Origin of the sequence: Priestia taiwanensis (assembly GCF_014638355.1) — a bacterium.
GTDB classification, from domain to species: Bacteria; Bacillota; Bacilli; order Bacillales; family Bacillaceae_G; genus Priestia_D; species Priestia_D taiwanensis.
The window spans coordinates 185,936-211,593 of sequence record NZ_BMFK01000001.1 but is presented as its reverse complement, the minus strand read 5'-3'; the positions used below and the strand labels follow the sequence as shown (position 1 = coordinate 211,593).

Annotated in this window: 25 protein-coding genes, 1 pseudogene and 1 riboswitch; all 26 genes and pseudogenes read right to left on the bottom strand. The window is 35.8% G+C overall.

Annotated elements, in window-relative coordinates; translation table 11 throughout:
* Nucleotides 1-8 precede the first annotated feature (8 nt).
* Complete coding sequence (locus IEV41_RS01080) at nucleotides 9-422, bottom strand: bifunctional adenosylcobinamide kinase/adenosylcobinamide-phosphate guanylyltransferase (RefSeq protein ID WP_188386614.1); 414 nt, start codon at nucleotides 420-422, stop codon at nucleotides 9-11.
* Nucleotides 374-994: a histidine phosphatase family protein gene (locus IEV41_RS01075; protein WP_229722203.1), complete on the bottom strand. Its 621-nt coding sequence runs from the start codon at nucleotides 992-994 to the stop codon at nucleotides 374-376. The genes IEV41_RS01080 and IEV41_RS01075 overlap by 49 nt, the downstream gene beginning before the upstream one ends.
* Nucleotides 952-1,731, bottom strand: a complete 780-nt coding sequence (gene cobS, locus IEV41_RS01070; RefSeq protein WP_188386612.1) for an adenosylcobinamide-GDP ribazoletransferase — start codon at nucleotides 1,729-1,731, stop codon at nucleotides 952-954. Before cobS ends, IEV41_RS01075 begins: the two co-directional genes overlap by 43 nt.
* Nucleotides 1,721-3,175 carry a cobyric acid synthase gene (locus IEV41_RS01065; protein ID WP_188386611.1) on the bottom strand — a complete coding sequence of 485 codons (1,455 nt, stop codon included), beginning with the start codon at nucleotides 3,173-3,175 and terminating at the stop codon, nucleotides 1,721-1,723. The genes cobS and IEV41_RS01065 overlap by 11 nt, the downstream gene beginning before the upstream one ends.
* A 5-nt stretch (nucleotides 3,176-3,180) precedes the next feature.
* A complete protein-coding gene (locus IEV41_RS01060; protein ID WP_188386610.1) occupies nucleotides 3,181-3,690 on the bottom strand; it encodes a bifunctional adenosylcobinamide kinase/adenosylcobinamide-phosphate guanylyltransferase in 510 nt (169 codons plus the stop codon).
* Nucleotides 3,684-4,901 carry an ABC transporter ATP-binding protein gene (locus tag IEV41_RS01055; protein ID WP_188386609.1) on the bottom strand — a complete coding sequence of 406 codons (1,218 nt, stop codon included), beginning with the start codon at nucleotides 4,899-4,901 and terminating at the stop codon, nucleotides 3,684-3,686. Before IEV41_RS01055 ends, IEV41_RS01060 begins: the two co-directional genes overlap by 7 nt.
* A 1-nt stretch (nucleotide 4,902) precedes the next feature.
* Nucleotides 4,903-5,964, bottom strand: coding sequence for a FecCD family ABC transporter permease (locus tag IEV41_RS01050; RefSeq protein ID WP_188386608.1), 1,062 nt, complete (start codon nucleotides 5,962-5,964; stop codon nucleotides 4,903-4,905).
* Nucleotides 5,930-6,889, bottom strand: coding sequence for an ABC transporter substrate-binding protein (locus IEV41_RS01045; protein ID WP_188386607.1), 960 nt, complete (start codon nucleotides 6,887-6,889; stop codon nucleotides 5,930-5,932). Before IEV41_RS01045 ends, IEV41_RS01050 begins: the two co-directional genes overlap by 35 nt.
* Nucleotides 6,890-7,010: 121 nt before the next feature.
* A riboswitch (cobalamin riboswitch) is annotated at nucleotides 7,011-7,175 on the bottom strand.
* Between the two features lie 99 nt (nucleotides 7,176-7,274).
* Complete coding sequence (locus IEV41_RS01040; RefSeq protein ID WP_188386606.1) at nucleotides 7,275-7,625, bottom strand: hypothetical protein; 351 nt, start codon at nucleotides 7,623-7,625, stop codon at nucleotides 7,275-7,277.
* A 147-nt stretch (nucleotides 7,626-7,772) separates the two neighbouring features.
* Nucleotides 7,773-8,096 (bottom strand): hypothetical protein, encoded by a 324-nt coding sequence (locus tag IEV41_RS01035; protein WP_188386605.1) that lies wholly within the window; start codon nucleotides 8,094-8,096, stop codon nucleotides 7,773-7,775.
* A 100-nt stretch (nucleotides 8,097-8,196) separates the two neighbouring features.
* Nucleotides 8,197-8,916, bottom strand: coding sequence for a hypothetical protein (locus IEV41_RS01030; protein WP_188386604.1), 720 nt, complete (start codon nucleotides 8,914-8,916; stop codon nucleotides 8,197-8,199).
* A 128-nt stretch (nucleotides 8,917-9,044) separates the two neighbouring features.
* Complete coding sequence (locus IEV41_RS01025) at nucleotides 9,045-9,434, bottom strand: hypothetical protein (RefSeq protein ID WP_188386603.1); 390 nt, start codon at nucleotides 9,432-9,434, stop codon at nucleotides 9,045-9,047.
* An 85-nt stretch (nucleotides 9,435-9,519) separates the two neighbouring features.
* A complete protein-coding gene (locus IEV41_RS01020; protein WP_188388629.1) occupies nucleotides 9,520-9,807 on the bottom strand; it encodes a DUF3952 domain-containing protein in 288 nt (95 codons plus the stop codon).
* A gap of 54 nt (nucleotides 9,808-9,861) precedes the next feature.
* The gene (locus tag IEV41_RS01015; protein ID WP_188386602.1) at nucleotides 9,862-10,641 is read right to left on the bottom strand and encodes a hypothetical protein; all 780 of its coding nucleotides are present in this window, start codon (nucleotides 10,639-10,641) and stop codon (nucleotides 9,862-9,864) included.
* 44 nt (nucleotides 10,642-10,685) lie between these two features.
* Nucleotides 10,686-11,387, bottom strand: a complete 702-nt coding sequence (locus tag IEV41_RS01010; protein WP_188386601.1) for a hypothetical protein — start codon at nucleotides 11,385-11,387, stop codon at nucleotides 10,686-10,688.
* A 176-nt stretch (nucleotides 11,388-11,563) separates the two neighbouring features.
* Complete coding sequence (locus IEV41_RS20295; RefSeq protein WP_188386600.1) at nucleotides 11,564-11,677, bottom strand: DUF3952 domain-containing protein; 114 nt, start codon at nucleotides 11,675-11,677, stop codon at nucleotides 11,564-11,566.
* Nucleotides 11,674-12,495 (bottom strand): DUF3952 domain-containing protein, encoded by an 822-nt coding sequence (locus IEV41_RS01000; protein ID WP_188386599.1) that lies wholly within the window; start codon nucleotides 12,493-12,495, stop codon nucleotides 11,674-11,676. Before IEV41_RS01000 ends, IEV41_RS20295 begins: the two co-directional genes overlap by 4 nt.
* Nucleotides 12,496-12,579: 84 nt before the next feature.
* A complete protein-coding gene (locus tag IEV41_RS00995; protein WP_188386598.1) occupies nucleotides 12,580-12,903 on the bottom strand; it encodes a DUF4176 domain-containing protein in 324 nt (107 codons plus the stop codon).
* 1 nt (nucleotide 12,904) lies between these two features.
* A complete protein-coding gene (locus tag IEV41_RS00990) occupies nucleotides 12,905-13,165 on the bottom strand; it encodes a hypothetical protein (protein WP_188386597.1) in 261 nt (86 codons plus the stop codon).
* A gap of 29 nt (nucleotides 13,166-13,194) precedes the next feature.
* A complete protein-coding gene (locus IEV41_RS00985; RefSeq protein ID WP_188386596.1) occupies nucleotides 13,195-14,655 on the bottom strand; it encodes a lipase family protein in 1,461 nt (486 codons plus the stop codon).
* Nucleotides 14,656-14,679: 24 nt separating this feature from the next.
* Nucleotides 14,680-15,480: a DUF3952 domain-containing protein gene (locus tag IEV41_RS00980; RefSeq protein ID WP_268235119.1), complete on the bottom strand. Its 801-nt coding sequence runs from the start codon at nucleotides 15,478-15,480 to the stop codon at nucleotides 14,680-14,682.
* Nucleotides 15,477-19,985 carry a type VII secretion protein EssC gene (gene essC, locus IEV41_RS00975; protein ID WP_188386594.1) on the bottom strand — a complete coding sequence of 1,503 codons (4,509 nt, stop codon included), beginning with the start codon at nucleotides 19,983-19,985 and terminating at the stop codon, nucleotides 15,477-15,479. The genes IEV41_RS00980 and essC overlap by 4 nt, the downstream gene beginning before the upstream one ends.
* Nucleotides 19,986-20,151: 166 nt before the next feature.
* A pseudogene (gene essB, locus IEV41_RS00970) lies at nucleotides 20,152-21,348 on the bottom strand (type VII secretion protein EssB); the annotation flags it as partial.
* 52 nt (nucleotides 21,349-21,400) lie between these two features.
* Nucleotides 21,401-21,652 carry an EsaB/YukD family protein gene (locus IEV41_RS00965; RefSeq protein WP_188386592.1) on the bottom strand — a complete coding sequence of 84 codons (252 nt, stop codon included), beginning with the start codon at nucleotides 21,650-21,652 and terminating at the stop codon, nucleotides 21,401-21,403.
* A gap of 10 nt (nucleotides 21,653-21,662) precedes the next feature.
* Nucleotides 21,663-22,160 carry a type VII secretion protein EssA gene (gene essA, locus IEV41_RS00960; RefSeq protein WP_188386591.1) on the bottom strand — a complete coding sequence of 166 codons (498 nt, stop codon included), beginning with the start codon at nucleotides 22,158-22,160 and terminating at the stop codon, nucleotides 21,663-21,665.
* Entirely contained in the window at nucleotides 22,132-25,536 is a 3,405-nt protein-coding gene (gene esaA / locus IEV41_RS00955; RefSeq protein WP_229722107.1) for a type VII secretion protein EsaA, read from the bottom strand. The genes essA and esaA overlap by 29 nt, the downstream gene beginning before the upstream one ends.
* Nucleotides 25,537-25,658: the final 122 nt, after the last annotated feature.

Genomic DNA, 25,658 nt, shown 5'->3' with positions numbered 1-25,658 from the left:
AATCCCCCTCACTTCAACTGTTTCGCGATTCCTGACCATATTGTTGTGACGATCGTGCATTTCTTAGCTGTATGTTGATAACACCAACCAACAACATCTCGCCATAACCGATTTTCTGCTTCTATTGGTACAATTCCTGAACCGATTTCACATCCGATAAAAATAACGTTTCTACCATCATCTTCTCGTTCCCACGCTTCGTAAAATTGAACCACTTCCTGCCACTTAAATACAGCTTCTGCCCCTTCTTCCTGTACAAAACGGCGAATAAGATGCTCGCATCCTTCTAGTACAACTGTGCTTGTGAGCGGTTGGACAAAAGTTAATTCATCTTCATATCCGTTAATCCATGTATATGTTTCTATCTGACTTTTCACCCATTGGCGCTTTCCTTGAAAGGCACCTCCTGTAACGAACTGCATCGTTCTTCTCCCCTTACTCGTTCCTCTGTTGTATGTAACGTATATCCTTTACCGTACGTAATTGACCATTCCCAAAAAGGCTTCTCAATTGGCGCATATTTCTCCAATAAATAACGAATAACACCACCATGTGTCACAATAACAACATGTTCCACATTATTTCCGAGGCAATAACGCATAATCTTTTCCCATGCTTCATCTACTCGTTCTGTAAAAATCGCATACGATTCCCCGTTTGGCGGGGCATAATCCTCATAGTTATCGAGCCATTGTTGATATACCGGGTTGTCCTTTAACTGCTCATACGTCTTCTTCTCCCACACACCGAAATTCATCTCTCGTAATTCCGGCAATAACCATGTTGGCGATGTATCATAGAGAAGTGCAACTGTTTCTATACACCGATTCAAATCACTCGTTACATATAAATCAGCTGGTGAATACGCATAGTTACGCAATATCTCTCTTCCCTCTTCGCACAACCGCACATCGCTCCAACCGATATATTGTTTCTGCTTATTTTCTTCCGTCATGCCGTGACGAAGAATGGTAATAACCAAAGAACGAACCATAGCCACGTTTCACATCCTTCCACCATTGCACCGAGCATATCTCCTGTCATGCCACCAAATTGCTTCATACACATCTTTCGGAACGCAATCAAGAATAGTAAACTCGCAGCGACAAGTATCAACACAAATGACGTTAGAAGAAAGAAACTTCCCATTAAGAATACGAAAAGCACCCCAACACGCCAGATATCTCCTTGTTTCATATGTTGTTTGAACGACACTGCCATGCCTGTTGGTGTTGCTGATGGTGTACTCACTAATAAGAGGGCCATCATGCTTCGCGCCAAAACCGGAACAACTAAAAAGAATACAAGTTGGAAAAACGCTTGATTTTGTAGCAATTCATATAAAAAAACAAAACGGAAAGTAAATAAAAAGAACAACGATAACACCGCGAACGCGCCTACTCGTGAATCCTTTAATATTTCAAATTTCTTCTCTCGGTCGCGGTGTGAAAGAATCGCATCACTTATATCCATCCACCCATCGACATGTAATCCGCCAGATATAACAGTTGTAAAAAAAATTGTATATAGTGCTAAAAAAAGTGGCGATACATGTGTTTGAAACAATATGTACATTTGTCCCATTAACAGTGCTCCAATGACAACACCAACGAATGGAAATGAAAACACGGCTGCACGTGCCGTATTTTCGTTCCACGGTACTTGTTTCTTTATTGGGATTGTAGTGAGTAATTGCATACTTAATATAAATCCTTGCCCACTAGCTTTCATGATGTAATCCTTCCCACGTCTCTACCAATTGTGTGATGTAGTCCATATGAAGATGTACCTCTACTTCATCCGCAAGTAAGTCAAACATCTTTTCCTTCTGCATCGTCACATTTACTTTCTCTTGGCTATCTAATCCTTTTTGCTTTCGTAATCGTTCTAGCCACTCGTGACGATACTCATCTTTATGGAACAAGTGATGAATATATGTACCAACCACTCGCCCATTCTCTGCACAAACGCCTTCATTACCGTCTTCCGTATGTAAAAAAGGTCGTAATGCTTCAATATGCTCCGTTCGTCCATAATGAATCTCGTATCCTTCAATCTGTAATCCATTCATCGTATGACCAATCGTTTTCTTCACTGTTTTCGTTTCTTCATACACAGTTTCCATCGGTAAGATGCCGATACCGCTCATCCCTCCTCGTTCCTCCTTGCCATGCATATCTAGTAGCTTTTCGCCTAATAATTGATAACCACCGCAAATACCGACGAGTGCTCCACTATATGTTCTAATCTTCTCCGCTAAGCCTGTCTCTTCTAAAAAGCGCATGTCACTTAACGTGCTTTTCGATCCTGGCAGGATAACCGCATCCGGATTACCAAACTCACGAGCGTGTGTCACATAACGAATCGATACATCTTCCTCGAAGAAAAAAGGTTCAATATCCGTGAAGTTCGAAATAAATGGCAAACGAATAACTGCAATATCAAGGTGGGCTCCGCTTACTTTTTTCTCCCGAACGGACAGTGAATCTTCTGCATCAATGACGATGTGTGGTAAATAAGGGATGACACCAACGACTTTCACACCTGTATTCGCTTCTATCCACTCAACACCTTCTTGAAATAACGACACATCACCATAAAATTTATTAATAATGATTCCTTTGACTCGTCTTCGCTCTTTTTCCTTTAATAGTTGCAGTGTACCGACAATACTTGCAAATACCCCTCCCCTATTAATATCCGCGATTAGGAATACTGGAACATCTGCTAGTTCAGCTACCTTCATATTCACGATTTCACGGTCTAATAAGTTCATCTCAACAGGACTACCAGCACCTTCTATAACAAGTATATCGGCTTGTTCTTCTAGTTGGTTTAATGATTGTGTAATGACATCGATTCCTTGTTCATAAAAGTTATTGATGTTTGTAGTGGCTTTCCCGAGCCATACAATTTCTGAAGTCATGTTATTTCTTGGCTTCAACAGAATCGGATTATGAACAACATCAGCTGTGATATTTGCCGCTTCTGCTTGAATTCCTTGCGCCCTGCCAATTTCGTTGCCTTCTTTCGTCACATAAGAATTGTTCGACATATTCTGCGATTTGAACGGTGCAACGTTGTAACCTTTTCGGGCAAAAATACGACACAGTGCCGTTACGAGCAGACTTTTCCCCACATCAGATGATGTACCTTGTAGCATCATTCCTTTCATTGTTCTCATCCTTTCATCTTTGTTGCAATACCATGTACAACGAGATACGCTTCATCTGCATCTTGTACAAGTTGTTGGTGTAACTTTCCTAATACGTACATGTACTCACGCGTCATCTCATCCTCTGGTATTCCTTCTTGAAATACTTCGTTCGATACAACAATAAGTAATTTACATTGCGTCTTTACGTGTGAAACCCCTTTGTATATGCGTGCAAGTGCATCTTCATCATCATGAAACAATTCATTTGCGGTTAAAATAGTCAAACAGTCTAACAGAACAACATCGTCTTCATGAAACGTTAATTCCGTCAAATTACACGGTTGCTCCCACGTCTGCCATTTTATGTCCCCTTCTGCCCGTTGCTTCTGGTGATGAACAATTCGATCACTCATTTCATCATCAATACGAATGCTCGTTGCAATATACTTAGCTTCTGTCGCATAGTTTTTTACGAATGATTCAGCAAAGGTACTTTTTCCACTGCGAACAGCTCCTGAAATGAAAATTAACATTGCTTCCTCACCTCATCCATTGTTTCATGTATGAAATCTTGTATATCTGCATGTGTGCCATATTGTGCTGAAGCGATAAGTACACTCTGTATGTCCAATAGACTGGATATCATCATCATATACTGAAAATATTCCGCATCTGCTAACACTCCATGCACAAACAAACTAACATGCGCTTTATTTCCTGTCATAATAACACTTATTATGTCGCCTTTTTTCGTTTCACGTGTGACAATACGAGACGGCTTCGCATATAACCCGAAATGAAGTATGTCTTCTCGGTCTGCATAATCCCCCTCATCCCAACTATACACAACCTCACGTGCCCATTTAATACCGTGAAGAGAAGACATTACCTTCACCGCTTCCGTTCCTTCAATCACAAATCGCGATTCTTCCTTTTTATATGAAAGAGGCCCTTTCTTCTCCTGTATAACAGGTGCATACGTAATAATCGGGGCTTCGTGTAATGGATGTGGTTCACATAAAATAATTGGATGATACACATCTTGCAGCACGGTTTCCGTCAGTGCGTGTTGTGGTGTATCTTGCACAATCATTTCACCGTCTTCTAATACGAAGATACGATTACAGTACATACTTGCTAAATTCAAATCGTGGAAAATCGCAATAACTGTTGATTCATTCTCTTCCACCCATGTTTGTAAAAAACGGAAGAGCTGAATACTATGTTTCATATCTAAATGATTCGTCGGTTCATCTAATAATAAAAGGGACGGTTCTTGCGCTAACGCTTGTGCAAGATACACACGTTGGCGTTCTCCACCACTTAAAAACGGAAGCGTTCGATTTTGCAAATGCGTCACTTCCGTCATTTGCATCGCCGCACGGACAGTTTCTTCATCTTCTTTTGACCATGACGGCAAAAAACGCTGTTGATGCGCATATCGTCCAAGTGATACCGTATCGTATACGCTATAAGAAAATGACTCTTCTGTTTTTTGCGAAAGCACAGCTATTTTCTTTGCTAATTCTTTTTGTGAATACGTTCGAATATTTTTCCCTTGTAACATTACTTCTCCACTTGAAGGAGATAATGTACGGCTTAATAATTTCAACAGTGTTGTTTTTCCACTACCATTCGGACCAACAATACCGATAATTTCTCCTTCTTGGACGGAGAATGAAATATCTTTTAACAATTGCTTCGTACCGTCATATGCGAAATTCACTGCTTGTACAGAAATCATCCTATCCCTCTTTTCTACGTCTGCGTCTAAAGAATATATATGAGAAGATTGGTGCACCGATAAAGGCTGTAATAACGCCAATTGGTAACTCAGTCGGCGCAATAATTGTTCGCGCGACAAGATCAGCGATAATAAGGAATGCACCGCCGTACAACATCGAAAGCGGCAATAAACGAACATGATTTGCTCCCCATACCATACGTGTGAGATGTGGAATAACTAAGCCAACAAAGCCAATTGTTCCAGCTACCGCAACTGCCGCACCAGTTAACATCGATGCACTAATTAGCACAATCCACTTCGTCCGGTTCACGTTCACACCTAAATGACTTGCACTCTCTTCACCAAATGACAACGCATTTAACTCACGTGTACAAAAAAGTAGTAGAACGAACGATACAACTAAGAACGGGACAATAAGCTGAATGTACGCCCATCCTCTCATCGATACACTTCCCATTAACCAAGACATGATTTGGCGTAACTCTTCCCCACTTAATGCAATGACAAGTGATAGTACAGCACCTAAAAAGGCACTAAAAATAATTCCCGCAAGGATTAATGTTTCAACACTCATTTTCCTATCTGCCATTCTTGCAAAGAAGAGAACGAGCAATAACGTGACAAATGCCGCACAAATGCTTATGACAGGTAAAGTAAAAGAGCCGATGAATGGTAGTTGAATATGAAAGAAAATAACGATGACCGCACCAAGCGATGCACCGGATGATACGCCAAGTGTATATGGATCGGCTAGTGGATTCTTAAGTAATCCTTGGAATGCTGCACCTGCGAGCGCTAACGAGGCACCAACGCAAAATGCTAATAGGACACGAGGTAAGCGAATCGACATGACGATATTCACCATCGATTCGTCAATCAGTTGATCTGTTTGAATGCTGAATACGTTTTGGATAAAAATGTGGACAACAGTAGAAAGGGGAATCGACGAAGACCCCATCGATACCCCTACTATCATCGCTAATGCCACCACCGTAAGTGCTACGATGTATGGAAGAGCAATCGTATTACTTAAATACGTCCGGATAGATTGCTTTCGCAAACTCTTCTACTCCCTCTACTACACGTGGGCCTGGACGATTCGTTAAATCAGCATTCACTTCATATACACGTTTGTTCTTCACAGCAGGAACATCTTTCCACGCTGGACGAGCTAATACGCCAGCTGCTGTGTCTGGACCAGCTGTTGTAATAATAACATCTGGATTTAATTTCACTGCATCTTCTTCTGTTAACTTCGGCCATCCTTCTAGATTGCCTGCTACGTTCTTCGCGTTCACTACTTTTAACATTTCATCCATAAACGTACCTTTACCCGCCGAGTAAATATCGGGTTGACTTGAAATTTCAACAAATACGTTCGCTTGTGTTGTTACTGCTTTTGCTTTTTCTTGTACTGCCGCTAAGCGTGATTTCATGTCTTTCACTACGTCAGCCGCTTTCGCTTCTGTGCCTGTTAACTTACCAATTGTTTCAATTGTTGTGTACACTTGGTCAAATGACTTTGCATCTTCTACAACAAATACTGGGATTTTTGCATCTTTTAATTGTTGGATGCCATCTTTCAAACTAAACATGTTCATGTTATGTGCTAACACAAGGTCTGGCTGTAACGAAATAATCTTTTCAATATTTACTTCCATACCGCCAACTTTTTCTTTCTTCTTCACATCTTCTGGATATGTATCGTTATCTGTAACAGCTGTTACTTTCTCACCTGCACCTAATGCGTAAAGAATTTCTGTGTTACTTGGCACAAGCGGAATAATCTTCTCCGGCTGTTTCTCTAACGTAACTTCTGCGCCAGTCGAATCTTTCAACGTTATTGGGAACGCTGCTTTCGTTGTTTCTGATGTTTTTGCTTCGTCTTTCTTCGGCTCTTTCGCTTCATTGCCACACGCTGTGAATAAGGCCATGATAATTGCAAGAATGGCTACTAAGCGAAATACTGAATAGAATTTCCTCATTTTCGTTTCCCCCTATATGTATGTAATAAAAAAACCTTATTCCTCGAGGTAGAATAAGGCTGAAACAACAAAATAGGCATACCTATTGTGCTATTCCAACGTCTTAACCCCCGAAGAATGGAAATGGTTGAGTTTGTAGACAAGGTATACTGGCTTTGCTTCACCCTACTCTAGAACCTTCCCATACGTATGTACAGTGGTATTTTCTATTTCGTCAGCATTACAGTTGCGGGGACAGCTTTGGATTTGAACCAAATTCCCTTACATCTACACTCATATTATGTTCTTTTCTTCCGTCACTTATCATATACTAACTGTTTGAAGAAATGCAAATATTTAATCGGAATTTTCCTAATTATATATAGTTTTTTCTTGTAAAAAGTAGCTAGCGCGTATTTTTTCTATTCCTCTTTGCATTTTCCTGCTGGAACTTCTGCATTTGTTCTTTTCTTTTTCTTCTTTCAACAGGAGTATTATGTGTTGATATTACTGCTTCTTTCACTTGAAAACTTGCAAACTTTAACTTACACATACACAAGGTAAATGCATATGGTAAGTAGTACACTTGTATATAAAAAATAGTTGTAGTAGAAAGAAAAAGCATACTAGATGTAATAGAAGATTCGTTCCCTGAAAATATACTACTTATACATATTCCCCCAACAACAACTCCTATTACTTTAATTATTAGAGAATGGCTACTAGGTGCCTCGCTTACAGGTTTTCTTGTTTTCATATACTTACCGCTGAATATTTTTGAACGAAACGTAACAATAGAACCTATCAACAAACAACTAGCTACTATGAGAATACCACCAACAATATAGCTAGAAATATCAAAAGCACCAAATGTGGCGAAGTGTAAATATCCTAAAGAGAAAAATTAGAAACCTATAATCTGTAGTGACAAAATAAACATAATAAATTGAAGTGTTTGAAATTTCATCGCCATCTTTCGATGAAAAATAATTACAGCAATCACTAATAATCCTGTTAATAACCAATAGCTACTTTGAATAATTGCTTCATAAATAAATCCATCTTCCACTTTCTCTGTAAATATTCCTTCTCTTATTATTATCGAATTAAAGAAAGTAAACAAAAAACAAACTCCAAGTAAAACTAACATTAAACTTCTTAAATCAACTCGATGAAATGTCACCACATCCCATGCCATATAATAATAGTACTTCTCATCTCTTAGCATTAGATTCTCCTTTACATTGATTCTCAGTAATATGTAGCTATCACTTTTAAATGAAATCTCTTAACCTTTAATTTTCTAATTTTTTTACTTACTTTTACATTTAAATCTCTTCCTTCACATGAAACCCAGGAAATATAAATTTACAATATGCAGTCATAATTTGTTCCGGTAAAATGATAAAAATTAAATAGATTATAAAAATAAAGAAAGTAGAAACAATACCCATAGTAATATCGTTTGCATATTCTCCTAAAAATCTACTTATTCCCGCAGCTCCAATCAGGATATAAATAGGCATTAATACCTTTTGATTGATTTCATTATTTAACCTCTTTTTATATAAAGTACTCCTTACTTTAAATGAACCTTGATTTAATAAAAATTTGAAACGCATAATAGAAATTGAAAGGACTACCAAAGCTAGGATTATAGTGACCATGAAGATATAGTGCATAATATCTTTGTCCAATACTGTCGCTAATCCAATATGTCCCAATAAAAACATCTGAAAACCTAATTTTACTTCTGTTATAATAAACAAAATAAATTGTAATCGTTGAAATTTCATAGACATTACTTTAGGAAATAAAATTACAATGGGAACAGCAATAATGATAGTTGTATAGTAATCAATGTCATATAATCCGTGTAATGCAGCTATTCTATCTCTTGTATCTTTCAAAAAAAAATACTCTAAATAAGTAAATAATGCGCAAAATAGCCACATTAATAGAAGAATGCCTTTTATATTCATTGGATGAAATCGCTCTGTTAAAATAGGTATTTTTAGTACTTCAAATTCTTTTTCATTTTTCTTCATTCTTTTCCCCCTCTGTTTATAACATACAATAAATAAGGAGAGGACCTACTCTTCCTCCTATTTATTTTCCTCACATCCCCTTAACAACAGAAAACTTCTGTTCAACTCACGTTCTTATTGCACAACCTCTACTTAGTATTATTACTTTTTTCCATCTTCTCTTTATAATCCAAGCATTTCGAAAGAGCTACTTGCTCGTTATTACTTTTATTTGATAAAAATAAAGATATCTCCTGGGTTTCATTTATTCCACTTTGCCTACTGTAATCAAAAGATATTCTAATCTCCGATAGCTCTATCCGTTCTTTCTGAATATCTTTCGATGCATTGAAAGATAAAACGATTGAAGCATATTGAAATACATCATATTCAATCTTCCATTGACTATTTATTTTTTCTTCAAATTGCGCCTCATTCAATGTATATCCAATTACATTTGGTTCATCAAAAGATTTACTTTCACTACTTGGTGCCAGATTATTTAGTCCTTTAAAACCATGAAACATTAACTTTATCATTGATAAATCCAATCTCTCATCTGCACTTTCTACTTTATTTTCTTCAAATTTGATACCTGTAGAATATAAAATAGTTTCTTCATTATTAATACCCTACTTTTTTTATTGAATGATCATAAAGATTTCTTTCATTAACATTGTATATACCACTTGTAACTTGCAAGATTGTTTTATCATTCCCTCTCTCTTCTTGCTCCTCACTCTTTCTCAATGTAACGTGTTCCTTTACCTCAGCATACCCATCATCGCTAGCAGACCTAACCGTAACCATGTCCCCTTCGTCTAGTGCTTTTACTAATCTTTCGTACTCTATTTTTGTCTCTCCTACATTACATCCTCCTAATAACGCTACACAGGTCGTGGTTAACCTGATGACTGCTCTTTTTCCCTTTTGATCATACCAGCACCTCGTTTCATACCCCTATACTCAACGTCTATTATTCTTACTTTTCTTTATTTTCGTGCTTCTCCTCATATTTGAGTTATGATACGTTGTTCTTATGTCTTCTACCCTAAAACTTCGAAACTTTATTTTACACATCACCACGGTAAACAAATATGGTAGATAATACATTTGTATATAGAAGTAAATAACAAAATTAACAGACAAAAAGAATAAGGTAATATTCGGAAATGCTCCTCTGAATAGAGCACTGGTAACTGTAACTAAACCGAGTACCGCTAATGGTTTAGTTAATGGTGAACTTAAAATTATAATCCGATTTTTTTTATTAGTTACTACATATTTCCCTTTTGCTATTGATGAACGGAAACGAACAATTGAAAATATTAATAAAAGCAAACCTGAAATTACAACAAACCAGATAATAGGTTTAGTAATAGTTTCTGCGAATATTGTAGCTAAGAAAAAATATCCTAGAAACAAAAATTGAAATCCTAAAACTTGACTCAAAAGAAAGAATATCAAGAATTGCAAACCTTGATATTTCATGGCCATCGTTCGGTGGTACAAAATAACTGCGATAACCAATAAACCAACAAAAAACGAATAGCTATTATTTATAATTAATTCATAAATAGACTTTTCTGCCATCTTTGCTTCATACAAAGGAAGGTATAGTACGAAAGAAAAGAAAGAACAAATACCAATCAAAAATATCAATCCGATTCTTAACTGCAAAGGATGATATACGCCCGTAGTTACCCACCAATTCATTGCATCATAATTTTCTTCACTTCTTAGCATTTTATCCTCCTACTTAGAATAGTACATATTATTCTTATCTCTTCTCATACTCTAAAACTTTGAAACTTTATTTTGCACATCGCTACTGTAAATAGATACGGTAGATAATACATTTGTATATAAAAAATAAGCGTAAACAAAAGGAAAAGCATACTTCCAGTAACAGGCGAGTTATTCCCAAAGACCATACTGGCTCCACCCAATCCTAAACCACATACCCCTAATGGCTTAATTAATTTTGAATTTGAATCCCTTATTTTATCTTTCTCTTTAGTGAATATATATCTTCCTTTTGCTATTGATGAGCGAAAACGAAAAATCGAAAACAACAACAATAGAAAACCTGAAATTATAACTAATAATATAATAGAGAGATTAATATCTTCATCGAAAAATCTAGCTAGTGATAGGTGCGCTAAAAGTAAAAATTGAAAGCCCAAAATCTGCATTAAACAAATAAACAATAAAAATTGCAGTGCTTGAAATTTTATAGCCATAATTCGATGATATAAGATAATTATCACAATTAATAATCCAAGGAAAACTATATAATTACTTTGTATGATTGCTTCGTAAATGAACTTTCTTTCTACCTTGACCCCACTTAGAAAATATGACTGTAAAAAGGTAAATAAAAAGCATAATCCAATTAAAACTATTAGAAATCCTCTTAATTTAGCAGGAACAAACACCCCTGTAGTTACTCCAAAATTCATATCCTCATAGTATTCTTCATCTCTTAACATACCTGTTCTCCTTTATACAACTCTTCTTGCTTTCTTTCATAGCAAGGGACTACTCCACTAAAAACAAATTGCAATAAACCAATATTCCCCATCTAGATAAATATACGTTAATACAAGTGGATAAGAAGTAAACGGGATGTTTAAAGACCTCCACAAGAAATTCATTTACCTATTCTTCACACCTCTTGATTGCTGTATCCATATAACACTCTTTCGTTGATACTATATACTCCATTTGTATTTTGATATAAAGTCCTGTCAGAATTTTTTCTTCTTTCATACTCTATCACTCCTTAATTGATTTATTGTAATCTTTTTCAAATTCGCTATATTTCTCTTTGCTAACTTCTTTATTAGACTCTTTATCAACAAATATCCAATCAATATTGTAAGTATGTGAAAGAAGTTTTCCTTGTTCATTTTCTTTATTGTAATCAATTGAGATTCGAAGATCATTTATTGTCATATTACACCCTTTACAATCCTCAGCATTTGTGAAATAAATTGTAATTTTAGCAGAATTCAACTCATCATACTTTATCTTTAAATCATCATTAATTATTGTCTGAAATTCAGATTCCGTTAACGAATATGATATTCTATTAGGTTCATCCCCGCCAGCGGTATCATATTTTGGTATTATTGAAGAAATCCCCCGTAATCGATTCATCCCAATGTTTATCAGAAGACTTTCTATATTTCGATTTCCACCTTTAGCAGTACCATTTTCATAAATAAAAGGTGTGGTATAAATTATATTCTCTTTAATATCTTTATCACGCTTACCTTCAATTTTTGTTTCTATTATGTTTTTCAAACGTTGATTCGTAGTTCCGTACATCCTTTTTTCTTTAACGTTAATTACCCCTTCTGTTGATTGATATAGTAAATCATCATAAATTTTATCGTTGCTCTCTTCTCTAGTTGATATATTCACTCTCTCCTCCACATACGCATATCCATCATCGCTAGTGGACATGACCGTAGCCATGTCCCCTTCGTCTAGTGCTTTTATCAATCTTTCATAATCTACTTTTGTTTCCCCTATATTGCATCCAACTAGTAATATACATATTGTTATCAAAATAACGAGTGCTCTTTTTTTCATATCTGCACCTCATTTCGGACTCTTGGTAACTCTACCCGTTCTGTTCATATTCATCGACAAAAAGGGAAGGTAGGTGCTATGCTCCTATTCCTCCCCTCTCACTAGTCTTCCCATCGGCTCATTCATATTGTTCACAAATTCATTACGCCACTTTTTGAATTGTGCACTGAAATGCATTTCTACCTTGTTACGGTAACCTAAGAATTGTACTTCTTGTATGTCACTATGATTAAAAAGTTTATATGTTTCAGCCGTTAATCCAACTGGATGAATCGTTCCACCGTAGTCATAAAATGTATTTTCATCTAGCAGTATTCCTCGTGTTGTGATCATATACTCTACATCTTCTTCATTCACTATCTTCACAATACTTCCTAGTGGTAATACTTTCTCCATATAGTCTTTCATCTTAATTTACCGTTCCTTTTAAAATAGTAATCTTCTCTTCAATTCTTCGACGTTTCTTTTCTAATTGCTCAATACGCTCTATGAAAGCATCATGGGTCTGGCCATCCATATGCGTATCAATACTACTCTCTAACTTTTTCATGTCTGCTTGTAATGAGGCACATGCCTTTTGAAGTCTATTTACGACATTTCTAATTTCATCTTGCCCACCATTATCGGCAAATGTATTGTGGACCCTTCTCATTATCACATGTAAATCCATTTACTACCGACCATCCCTTCCATGCTTACTTATGTGTATTTGACCATCTCTAATTCTTGGTCTTTTACCACCATTGAAACGACAGCTGATTGTACATCTTCATTTAATTCTATTAGTTCATCTTTTAAATTCTTAACGTCCTTCGTTATCTCTGTTAACAAGGATCTATCTATTCCTTTTTTTCCATCATTCATAAAAACGGCTAATAAAGAATATTTGTGCGATCTAATGTGATTTCCAACGATTGCTTCTATATTCGTATCAATCACAAAATCTCCACTAAAAACATCCATGATATCATCCCAAACAGAAAAAGCCACTTCACGGACTATCGATAATATTTCCCAGCGTAATAAATAGACGCTAACGCAAGTGGCTAGGAAATCAACAGATTGCTTAAAAACATCTACAAGAACTTCATTCAGCCACTCTTCTGCTCTAGCTAATGTACTATTTATCCAATCAATTGCTTCATCAACCCCTTTACTAAACTCCCAAACAACTTCTGCGCCAAACCTTATTAACTTCCCCTTAGCAACAGAAAACTGCCGTTCGACATACGTCCTTATCGCATTAAAGTCAGAAATAGTTGTAAGAGTAAATAATAGCGGGCTTATAACTTTAGTTCCTATTGCGACTAGTATTGCATCTTTAAAAGTAGCATCTTTTCCCGTAAGACCTTTATAAAAACTACCCGTATTTGTAACAAGCTCAAGAAATGCAGGCATACGGTCTAGTCCGCTATCATTGCTTCTTTTATATTTTTCGAAGTGAAAATTCCCATTCCCATCAAAGTCTATATTCCTTCTTTTAAAAGAATGTCCTGCACCATTATTAATCTCATATATTGTTCCGGGTAATACGAAGTCTGCACCTAGAATTGCATTATACAAAGGGTCATTTTCATTCACGATATTTTGAGTATTTTTCAACTGAGATCCATCACCATATTTAATAACGTCACTATTAAGAACTGGAGCTGGATTTAAAGCTAGAACATTTACATCATCAGCTTGGTTTCTTAATGCAACCGTGTTCGCTATACCACCACCTAAGGAATGTCCAATCAATGTTATTTTTGCATTAGGATTGTCAGCTTTTATCTTATGATAGAATTCATTCCCTTGATCGTATTGTTCAACTGGAAAAAAAGTATTCAACATATTATTAGTACCGATTTGTATATCCTCTACTAAATCAGGTGAATCGAAAATTCCTCCATTTGAGTTTCTTTGATCTGGTTGTGTTCCTACAAATGTTATGACAATGTCCCCATTACCATCTTCTAAAGCATATGCACCGAATCCTGTATCTAAGTTATCTACTTTGTCAATTAACTCTACATTAAATTTTGTTTGTAATAGTTCTGTATTCTTCGTATCGTCATCATTTGCAAAGCTATTTTTCTTTTGGTTATAATCATAAATATCTTCAGCAGCTAGCTTTAACTGTCCAACATCTGTACGTAAATCATATTCTTTTATATCCATCTAAACATTCACAACCTTCACACTTTAATTGTTTGCTATTTCTAGATACTTTTCCTTCATATTAATATTTTTATTAGAACTTTCCGGGAAGCTCCAATTTATTTCCAGCAAATGAGTTGACTTTCCAGTATCTTCTTTCCCTTTCTCAAGCCATACAACTATGTTAATCTCTTCAATAAGCATTTCTTTATCATCTGTATCCTTTGATTTATTAAAACCAACTGTAATGCTAGCACTATCAAATTTGTCATAAGTTAGCTTTAGATTATCATTTAAGATATTATTGAACTCTGTTTCCGATAAGGTATAACCAATTCTATTTGGCTCATTATATTTAACTTTGTCATTTTTAGGTTTTAAATCCTCTAATCCTGAAAAAATATCTAAATTCAACCTAATTGGAGATAGATTAAGCTCGCCTTTATCACTTCTTATTAGATTATCTTCGTATATTATTTTCGTACTATATATATCTTCTTTCCCTTTATTAGATTCTTTTCCATCCGCTGCTTTATTTACAATCTCTTGGTTGCTGTATCCATATAGTACTCTCTCGTTGATATTATATACTCCGTTTGTATTTTGATATAAAGTCCTACCATATTCTCCCCCCTCTTTTTTCCCTCTTTCAGACTCTATTACTCTCTCCTCCACATACGCATATCCATCATCGCTAGCGGACATGACCGTAGCCATGTCCCCTTCGTCCAATGCTTTTACTAATCTTTCATACTCTATTTTTGTTTCTCCCATACTGCATCCTCCTAGTAACGCTGCGCATATTGTAGTTAAGATGATGAACACTCTTTTTTGCCTTTTTATCATACTGGCACCTCGCTTCGCACTCTTGGCATTTTGACTTTTATTATTTGGCCTTTTACATAGTAGTACACTTCGTCTTTTCCAAGCGGTTGTTCGTTACTAATATACTTCACACTAAATATTGTTTGATCGTTTAATGGCATCGTCACAATGCTCGATGTTAATTTCGTTTTAATTTTTAATGTCATTGCCTCTCTATTTCGGTTGATATAATCATGATGTCCTGCAAAGATAAAGAATACACCTACTGTTCGTGAAGCATCTATTAAGATAGATGTCTCTTGATCGTCTAAGAGGATAACTTTATTAAATGCTTCTACATCTGCGATAAATACTATATGAGTAGAGAATGCTGGTGCTTCTTTCCCTGTTTGCCTACATTCTGTTAATTTCTGTGTACGCTCTTGAATAAGCGATAACCATTTTCCTATATGCACTTTCACTTCATGTTCTTCTACGATGTAATTTGTTACTTTCTCTTTGAAAGGAATAAATGTATAGCTAGGTGTGTCTACTAGTGTAATACTTTCAACATATTGCACATCTAATTGAGCAATCAAACTTGAAATAACTTGTTGGCGCAAGCTATCATCTACTCCGTAAATCATTAAATGGTCATAACTAGAAGCATCATGTGCAACAATCTCTACATCTTTGAAATCTAATCCAATTGGAATATAACCTTGACTTAATACTTTCGCCAATGTCCTCTTTGCTCTATACGTTCTTAGTTCCACTACTTCTGGCATCATCGGTATTTCCTTAGGACGTTCACCATCCCAATTATTGTCCATTTCGATTGCTTCTTGTTGTAGCGTTTGGATTTGTAATAATTCGTCTTCTGCAATAGTTGGTAATGCTGTTTGGAATAATGTCGAGTTTTCTAATTTAATCAACGCTCGTCCTTCTAATTCTTCTAGTTTAATGTCTGAACGACCAACAATACTTACCGTTTCCGTGTTGTCAATCATATACAAACAAGTTTGAATCTTAATATTACTATGAAGTTGTATACGTAAGGCATTTTGTCTGCTAGCACTCAGCAATACATGAATGCCCAGACTCGCTCCCTCTCGTACTACTTGCATCATCATTAAATCAAATGCTTCGTAAAACGGTGCTTCTTTCACGGAATCATAATTATCAATTGTGATAATTATATTCGGTTCAGTTTTCCCGCTCGCTTTTTCATATACACTCATATTTGCAACATCATAATCACTTAAAATCTTTTTACGTCGTTTCATTTCTTGGCCTAACCGTTCCACTAATTTCAAACACTTCTCCGCTTCATCTATCGTGATCGTATCCGCCACATGCGGCAAAGCCTTTAATGGTAATAATCCATTCGTGCCGAAATCTAATAAGTAGATGTGTAAGTGTTCTGGACAATGTTGGCGTGCTAAATCCATTATTACTGTTTGCAAGAATGTCGACTTTCCATAGCCTGGACTTGAGTATACGGCAACGTGTCCATCCTTCGTCATATCAATTGTCAACGGTGTTTGTGCTTGTAGTTCTGGTTGATCTAGTAAGCCAATCGTCGCTTGTAATGGTCTTTTCTCTTGCTTCCAAGCTTCGTTGAAATTAATTGGGTGTAACTGCGGTAGGAATAATTTCTCTGGCAATGGTGGTAACCAAGGTCTTGGCAGTGGTGTAATCTCATTGCTTTCCGCATAATCGTGTATATAATCGATTACTGCGTCTAATTCAGTTGGGACAGATGTCACATCTTTCTTGTACTCTAGTCCACTTAAATCTTCGCTAATAATCTCATATTGTCCTAGTTCATTGATCGCATAAATTGTTGCATCTAAGTGTGACTTCTCATCTTTATCTTCTACATAATCTGCTCCACTCCATGCCGATTGGAACAGTTCATATATCTCGTTATTTCCGACTTGTAAATAAGCTCGCCCTGGTAATTTAATTTCAGCTGCATCTGGTGTTTTTAAGATTTCGTTACTGTCAGAAGCATTCTGTACTTTCAGTGCCAATTTAAATTTCGAGTTACTCCAAATTTGATCGTCTACAACGCCACTTGGTTTTTGTGTCGCAAGTATTAAATGGATTCCTAACGAACGACCAATCCTAGCGGTAGATACTAACTCTTTCATAAAATCAGGCTGTTCGGCCTTCAATTCAGCGAACTCATCACTTATTAAGAATAAATGCGGCATTGCCTCTTGTACTTTGCCTTCTTTGTATAATTTATGGTATTGATTAATATGATTTACATCATACTCACCGAACAAACGCTGACGTTTTTTCAGCTCTGCTTTAATAGACGCTAATGCACGCATACTTTGTGCACCGTCTAAGTTTGTAATAGCTCCTAGCAAATGCGGTAAATTCTTGAATAAGTTGGCCATTCCTCCACCTTTATAGTCAATTAAGAGGAATGCTACTTCATGCGGATGGAAGTTCACTGCAAGTGATAAAATGTATGATTGTATAATCTCTGATTTACCTGATCCAGTCGTTCCTGCAATTAATCCGTGTGGTCCATGTGCCTTCTCATGTAGATTCAGATTCACAATATCTTCTTTTCCACGTAGTCCTAGTGGTACAGCTAACGTCTTATGCGTAGCATTCTTTGACCAACGATTACCAACACCTAATTCTTCTACTTTCTCTACTCCATATAATTCTAAGAATGTAACACTTTCTGGAATGCTGTTTTTTAAATTTTGCAAGTGATTTAGCGGTGCCAGTGCCCGTGAAATATCTTCTTTGTTCATCTCCATTGGAAATCCGTCTAGTGAAAATTTCGTGTTGACTAACTCCCCTTCTTCCAAAATAATATTACCCGATTTGGAATCTCGTATATCAATAACTGTCTTTACATGCTCTGGCAAGCTTTGCATCACATCTTGAACGAAAACAAGGGACACTCCTAATTCACTCGGGTCTTCATTAAAGAATTCCATGACAATATGATCCAGGATTAGCTTTTCGTCCGTAATAAGAACAACGTAATGAGGTGAGAAGTATAACTTTTCTTTGGAATTACCCTTCTCCTCTAACGCCATTCGTCTCTCTTTCAGTATTTGATATAAACTATTTAATACTTGGTCACGACTTCTGGCATGGTACACAAAACCGCGTACATTAATATCACGTACACTAGCATGCGGTAACCAACGCATCCAATCCCATTTCTTCTTCTCCTCTTCAGGAAAGATTGTAATAAACTGTACATCATGGTAACTATGGAACAGTGCTGTCTGCATGACTAACCACTGCAATTGTTTAATAACAATCGAACGTTGACCAATATACCCTACAGGCCCCTTCATAAGGCTTGTTGTAATTGGTACATCATGTAATGACAGAAATTGATTTTTCAACTTCCTTGCTTCCTCTATTAATTCGTCCTTTTGTTGACTAAATTCTTCCTCATTGAACGCAATATCAAAGCTCGTATCAACTGTTCCACTTCCAACACGGTACATAAGAAAGTCGTGGTGAAGTCTTGTTTTTTCATAAATACGTGGATTAATTGTTACCGCCATATCACGTACACCTTGCATTTCTGGATAGTGATATGCTAACGCATGTCGTTGTTTCTCTACTTCTTTATATAAATCCATCGTTTTATTTTTCAAATACTCTCGGTAACTATTATCTCGTTCTATTATATTCTGCTTATATTCTTTCACATTGTTAAAGTAAGTCGTAATAGAAATGACAATCGTAACAAGTGTCACACTTACTGAAGCGATAATATAAAAACCAACAGGATAAATTAGCGCAATAAAAATCGTTACAAGAATCATCACAATAGGTGGCACAATCGTTCTAACTAACTGTTCATTCGCCTTAGATGGCATATTAGGCGGCTTAGCAATTGTCATCTTATCAGTTGGTTCCCTATGTATAATTCTTGGCGAACGATGATAATCAGGGTAAGATTCACTGTAATACTCATCACTCTTTGCTAATGCTGGGAGTGTCGTTGTTACATTCTTCTCTTGTGATTGAATGGATAACTCCCTTTCTTTTAGTGTGAAAATAATCCCATCTACGATAAGGATATCTCCTTTATCAACAACTACTTCACCTCTAACTAAGCGATAGTTATGATATACTTCTCCACTATTCACATGTAATGTAAAAGAATCTGTTAATGCCTCACGCATTAATAACGCATCTACTGTGCTTCTATCTATGAAAATATCATCGTATGCATGATGACTAATCGTTATTGCGTATTTAGTAGTTGTATCATAAACCGCTGTCTTTTCAATAGATACAAGATGGATTCCAAGCTTTTTTCCATTTGTCAAAACCCTTGTAAGTAACTGATTCTTCGGAAGTCTTTCTCCGTCTATTAACCATGATTCACTTGCTTGCTCCCATTTAAGTTCAACGGGCTCTACAAGGTCTTTAATCGTAATCGTATGTGTAATGTTGTTGCCAATTATAATGGATTTACTATCATTGTAATGAAGGTCCAATTTGTATAATTGATCCTCATATCGTATCATTAACATTTCTTTGCTCATGAAACGCATGCCACTCCTTTATGCATAAATATGTCGTATAAACGTTATAGATTTAGATAATCTATTCTCCACCTGTGTTTTCTTTTGTTTCCTGTGGCTTTTGTTCTGTTGATTCAGTCTGCTGCTTTTCACCTTCTTCTGGCTTTTTGTCAGCCTCTTTTCCTTCGCTCTTTTCCTTCGTAGACTCTTTCTTTAATAATTCTTCATCTTTCATATATTTCTCTTGATATGGCCTTAACTCTTGTTCATATGTTTTTAATTTTTCATCTCGTTCTTTACCTGATAAATCCGGATTGTTCTTCGTTGCCTCAATTTGCTTTAATAACCCGTACATAATTAGTTGCGGATCATCTACACTCTTTGCATAATCTAACGCTTTATCGAATTCTCCTCTTCCGCTGTAAATCCAATATAGTAAGTACTTCTCATCACTTTTCAAACTAATATTTTGCATAATATTCGTCTTCTTTTGTTCACTTAATGTCTCTGCTTTTACATATGAAAAAGCAAGTTGGTATTTAGCTGTTATAGGTAAACCTTCTGCATCTTCACTCTTTAAGACACTAATTGCTTTATCGTAATCAGTGGCAATGAAATGCCTATTTGCTTCGAGTAAATTATTTTGATAAGGAACTTTTATAAATGCATAGTAAATAACAGGAACTGCTAATATAACCGCCGAAACGATAAATGATATTGCCAAACTTTTGAATAGTTTAAAGCGTTTCTTTGGTACTAGCATCATTTGTTTGTTCGATAACTCTTGTTCTTTTGTGTAGTTATCTTGCAAGAATGACTGCAATTCATCTAATGATGAAATATCAGATACATTCCGCTCAAATGGTGTATCTGCTGCATTGTCTAATAAACCGTTATATAAATCTTGAAACGAATACTTTTTATTAAACAGGGCAATGATGAGGCATTTAAACTGCCTTAAGAATACCTCTTCCGAAATATTCATTGGCGGAATAATATTCGTTAATCCCTTATGAATGATGTAGGGAATATAATTAGAATCGACAACAATATTATCTGGATGTAAGAAGAAGGAATATCTAGAATATAAGCATTCTCTAAAACGATATATATTCAATAGGAATCGAAGTTTATCGTTTTTTTCATAGTCCTTCACATCTTCCCACGTAATCCACTCTTTACCTATTGAATATGTAAATGTATATGTATCCTCTTCTTCCTCTATCGACACAGGTATGAAATATGGGGTTTTGGCTGTTAGAAGTTCTAACTGGCTTTGATGGGTAACTTTCGTTAAAGATTTTGCAAGCTGCAATTGTAACGAATGTTCTGTTTGAATAAATGGATACTCCATCGTATCTATTTGAATTGTACGTTCTATCATTTTCGTCTCCTTTTAACCTATAAGAATCTTATTAAGACTTAACATCCTGGTGTTATAGTACTTGTATTAAATCACCTTCTGTTATGTTAAAATCCATCATTTTATCATCGTTTAAGAGGATAATCCCTTTATTCACTACTTTCATGGCATACGTTGTTTCGTTTGGACAAGTTAGCCCTAAGGTCTGTGCTAAATTCGTCAGTAAATATTTCACTGGTTGATGATTCGGAACATGAAGGTCATAAAAATGCCCTCCCCAATTTCTAAAGTCCATTGTTATACTCGTATGTGTTCTGTTATTCATCGTGCTCTCCCTATATCTCATTCTTTTTAATAACAAAATAGACAGTGCTACATAAAAGGAAAACAACTCCGACAATTATTCCTGTAAAAATAGTAGTACCTGTTTTCTTTTCTTGTTCACTTTGCTTTTCTACAGCTACTGCCTTTACCTTGTAAGTAGATTCAAATAACAATTCTTTTCCATCCGGTGCACTAGAAGCCACTTGTTGATCCGAAAACAAACTATCTTCTAACGCATCCATTTCTTTTTCATCTTTTGCTTGTATTTCTTTAATTTGCTTATCAATACGCGGTTTGAATAAATCATTCTCTTCTTTCTGTATCTTCTTCTCGTCCTCTTTCTTTCTCTGCCGTTCTTCTTCTGTTTGTTGTATACGATCTATTTTGAATTCCATTTTTCCACTATGGTCTAAATAACTATCAGCTACAGCACCATTAGGCACTGTAGCTGATATGAGAAGTAAGAACATAAAGAATGATTTATCCAACTTGCTCTTTCGTTTCATCATTCGTCCCTTCCCCTTCTTTCTTAAACTTAATTACAAATAGGTTTGCTACAAAAGCAACAACACTCAATATCGCAAATACAAAGGCAGCTATATGCCAATTCTTCTCGTCGCTTATAAAGCTATATAAGAAACCTTCTGTAAAATGCAATGGTGAAAACTCACGTATTTTCGCCAAATAAGATGATTTATCGATGTGCACACCAACTGCATCTGTTAAAAATAAATAGATGCTCAAGAAAATTAAGATGACAAACATCCCTACCATTTTAATTTGACGTAATAAATACGTTGAAACGAGTACAAAAGCAAGCATAATTAGAGTAATCATCCCAATAAACATTAAGTATTTTGCATGTTGGAATTCTAATAATCTACCTGAAATGGCTCCTATAATAACTCCCTCTACAATTGCAATACATGCTGTAACTGCTGTGACAGGAAGATTCTTAAAAGCAATAGACTGCTCTTCCTCAAAATCATTCTTCTGACGATGTTTTTTGCCTTGAGAAGCTGTAACATAAGCAGTAAATAACGCAACAATAAAGCATACTATTACAATTAAGTAAGGTGTAAATAAATCCCCTCCAACAATCGTACCATCATTTTTCTTTTGGACTGGGTTAGAGAGAAATTCGTATAAATGCTCATTTTGTTCGTCACCAATACGACTATTAGCTAAAATCTGAGTGAAATTCTTCGCGAAATTTTTGTCGTCAAACATTTTCGTATCAAATTCAGTTAATAAATTACTAGCTTCAGAAACAACATTCTCTCCACTTAGCTGGATCTTATCCGCTTCTGTATTAATTCGTTCAAATGTCTCATATACTTGATCTGCAGATAGCTCTGTATTTTCAGAGTCAGCAGATAGTCTTTCTGCTTCTGCTAGTAATGTTTTGAATCCACTATCTAGTTCTATTGTTTTTTGTTGTTCATTTTGACGCTCAATATTGATTTTCCCTTGTTCCTCTAATAATTTCATACTTGTGTCGCGCCATGTTTTCAAATCGCCTAGTAACTTTGTTACATGTGTATTTTGTTCATTAGCATCACTAATCGCCTTCGTTAGAATTGTTGTTAACTCTCCTGAATCTGCGTTTACTTGTTCGACTAATTTCAAATACTCCGTTACTTTTGTTTTTAACGTGTTCAGTTCCTCTGTTACTTCAGCAGTTATTTCACTAGCAACGTAGGTTGAGACAGCATCGACGATACTTTGCTTGTTAAACATATAGTAAAGTGAATCTTCTGTCGCAATCTCTTGTAAGGTTCCTTCTGCTAGTTTCGCTTGTAAATCAGCATTTTCCATATCCAAGCCATAATACAAGTTCAATAAGCTGGATAGCTGCTGATAACTCTTAACTGTTTTTATTGCATCCTTTACAAATACATTTGTCGTATTTGGATGTAAGTCTTCCGTTTTTGTATGCTTCAAATAATCATTTGTTCGCTCAATAAGAGTCTCTTTATTTTTAGGTGGTGTTGGATCCGTCGGTTTATCTGTACCGTCCCCGTTATCTGGTGGTGTTGGGTCTGTCGGTTTGTCTGTACCGTTCCCGTTGTCTGGTGGTGTTGGGTCTGTCGGTGGTGTTGGATCACTTCCGTTACCTGATGATGGGTCTTCTGGTTTATCTACAGCATGTATATTTTTAGTAGCTGTATCTGGCTTATCAGGTGGTGGAAGTGGGTCTGTCGGTGGATCTGTTGGCTTTTCTGTGCCTCCATCTTCCGTCACAGTTGTTTTTTCATTATGATGTTTTAATGTCCATTGCCAGTTAACAGGATTAAATATATCTACATCCTTATTCCCTTCTTCTAACTGAAGATGAACCTGGACATTTATATTTCCTTCTTCTCTTGCTGGTAAGGTTACACTTCCTTTTTGAATGTATTCAGCTGTATAATCCTTCCCATCAATCTTTAATGATTCCTTGTCTTTTGGAAGATAAAACCCTTTTGGAATATTTAATGTAAATGTCTGTTCTGACTCCATCTTTCCTACTTTGTCAGAGTCAGTAAACGATATTCCATCTTTCGTTAGACTTGCTTTAACCTTTTCAATTGTCTCGGCTAAAGGTGTCTTATTTCCACCTTGATATTGATGGTCATTTTCTTCATTGTACTTCGCAGCAACTAACATAACATTTTTCAGTTCGTTCTTCGTATCTTCTAGTAAGTCAAGTTGTTCAATCTCTTCTACACTCATACTTGGTAACTTATTAATCAATGACTCTACTTTACGATTAACTGTGTCACTAGGTTGTTGGAAGAACGTGTATAAGTACAAGTCTTTGGCATCATTATTGTCTTGATCTTTCCCACTTTTATTCGTAAGATGCGCCATTAATTTTTCTTTTATTTTAGCTTGGACATCCCCTTCTAGCTTTGCAGTCAAGTCTGTATCATAATCTATAATCTTACCATTTACATCTTGTATATATACTTGCAGCGCATTTGCTTTTGATAAAAGGGTGGATTGACCTTCTATCGATTGAAATTGATTATGAAGTGCAGTATTTGTTGTTTCTAATCTAGCCAATTGCTTCATCACATCATCTGTACTCATCGTTTGATTGAATTGTGTAAGATTTTGGGTGAATACACTTGGTAACGCTTTATTATCTTCTTGTAACTTCATGAAATTACTAAACTGATTTTGATACGCTACATTTTGCTCTTTCGAACTATTGATTCTTGATTTAAATGATTCAAGAATCCCTTGGAAATTCTCGAAACTTCCCTTTGATTCATTTGTATAACTGTGAATCGATTTGAATTGATTTGTATAATTCGCTAAAGGATTATGAATATTTGACTCATATGTCCCAGCTAGCATTTCTCCTTTTTTAATAACAGTAGAAATATTATCTTGAGCATCTTGCAATTTCCCGATAATACTTGCGAAATATACATCAATAATACGTTTATTGAAGTCTTCTAATATGACCGTAGCTGCTGTCTCTGCCTTTTCCTTAATTGCATTGTCTCCAGTAGCATTTACTTTATACGTAAGCATTACTTTCTCAGGCACTTCCTCATTAATCGTAAGTGCTTTTTGAGAGAAATCATTTGGAATAACAATCATCATATTGTAATTGTTGCTCGTAAGGCCATTTTCAGCAACACCTCGACTTACAACATACCACTCATGATTTGTATCTTTCGTTACATTCTTAACAAATTGACTTCCAAAGTCTATTTGCTCTCCTTCAAATGAAGATCCTTGGTCTTCATTAACTAGAGCAATTGTCATTCTTTCTACTTTATTCTCTTGATTTTCTACAGCAACATGGTTAACTGCCAAATAAGATGTAGACGATGAAATAGTTAGCACTAATGCTATAAATAATAAGATACTCCATCTCAGGTTCTTCACTAATTATCACTCCTGCAAAACAAAAATAGTAAGATGAAAAATTCGGTATAACATCATCATACGCCATCCCTTTAGCATCCTTGCATTCTTATGTAACAAGAAAGCAATTAAGCCATACAACG

What these genes read in the sequence shown, in the direction of transcription:
- IEV41_RS01025 (WP_188386603.1), bottom strand. Translation starts at nt 9,434, where the DNA reads ATGATAAAGTTAATGTTTCATGGTTTTAAAGGACTAAATAATCTGGCA.
- IEV41_RS01080 (WP_188386614.1), bottom strand. Translation starts at nt 422, where the DNA reads ATGCAGTTCGTTACAGGAGGTGCCTTTCAAGGAAAGCGCCAATGGGTG.
- cobS (WP_188386612.1), bottom strand. Translation starts at nt 1,731, where the DNA reads ATGAAAGCTAGTGGGCAAGGATTTATATTAAGTATGCAATTACTCACT.
- IEV41_RS00985 (WP_188386596.1), bottom strand. Translation starts at nt 14,655, where the DNA reads ATGGATATAAAAGAATATGATTTACGTACAGATGTTGGACAGTTAAAG.
- IEV41_RS01060 (WP_188386610.1), bottom strand. Translation starts at nt 3,690, where the DNA reads ATGTTAATTTTCATTTCAGGAGCTGTTCGCAGTGGAAAAAGTACCTTT.
- IEV41_RS00980 (WP_268235119.1), bottom strand. Translation starts at nt 15,480, where the DNA reads ATGATAAAAAGGCAAAAAAGAGTGTTCATCATCTTAACTACAATATGC.
- IEV41_RS00965 (WP_188386592.1), bottom strand. Translation starts at nt 21,652, where the DNA reads ATGAATAACAGAACACATACGAGTATAACAATGGACTTTAGAAATTGG.
- IEV41_RS01065 (WP_188386611.1), bottom strand. Translation starts at nt 3,175, where the DNA reads ATGAAAGGAATGATGCTACAAGGTACATCATCTGATGTGGGGAAAAGT.
- IEV41_RS01055 (WP_188386609.1), bottom strand. Translation starts at nt 4,901, where the DNA reads ATGATTTCTGTACAAGCAGTGAATTTCGCATATGACGGTACGAAGCAA.
- IEV41_RS00995 (WP_188386598.1), bottom strand. Translation starts at nt 12,903, where the DNA reads ATGAAAGACTATATGGAGAAAGTATTACCACTAGGAAGTATTGTGAAG.
- IEV41_RS01040 (WP_188386606.1), bottom strand. Translation starts at nt 7,625, where the DNA reads ATGAAAACAAGAAAACCTGTAAGCGAGGCACCTAGTAGCCATTCTCTA.
- IEV41_RS01030 (WP_188386604.1), bottom strand. Translation starts at nt 8,916, where the DNA reads ATGAAGAAAAATGAAAAAGAATTTGAAGTACTAAAAATACCTATTTTA.
- IEV41_RS01015 (WP_188386602.1), bottom strand. Translation starts at nt 10,641, where the DNA reads ATGCTAAGAAGTGAAGAAAATTATGATGCAATGAATTGGTGGGTAACT.
- IEV41_RS01045 (WP_188386607.1), bottom strand. Translation starts at nt 6,889, where the DNA reads ATGAGGAAATTCTATTCAGTATTTCGCTTAGTAGCCATTCTTGCAATT.
- IEV41_RS01035 (WP_188386605.1), bottom strand. Translation starts at nt 8,096, where the DNA reads ATGCTAAGAGATGAGAAGTACTATTATTATATGGCATGGGATGTGGTG.
- IEV41_RS01000 (WP_188386599.1), bottom strand. Translation starts at nt 12,495, where the DNA reads ATGAAAAAAAGAGCACTCGTTATTTTGATAACAATATGTATATTACTA.
- IEV41_RS01075 (WP_229722203.1), bottom strand. Translation starts at nt 994, where the DNA reads ATGGTTCGTTCTTTGGTTATTACCATTCTTCGTCACGGCATGACGGAA.
- IEV41_RS01010 (WP_188386601.1), bottom strand. Translation starts at nt 11,387, where the DNA reads ATGTTAAGAGATGAAGAATACTATGAGGATATGAATTTTGGAGTAACT.
- IEV41_RS00990 (WP_188386597.1), bottom strand. Translation starts at nt 13,165, where the DNA reads ATGGATTTACATGTGATAATGAGAAGGGTCCACAATACATTTGCCGAT.
- essA (WP_188386591.1), bottom strand. Translation starts at nt 22,160, where the DNA reads ATGATGAAACGAAAGAGCAAGTTGGATAAATCATTCTTTATGTTCTTA.
- essC (WP_188386594.1), bottom strand. Translation starts at nt 19,985, where the DNA reads ATGAGCAAAGAAATGTTAATGATACGATATGAGGATCAATTATACAAA.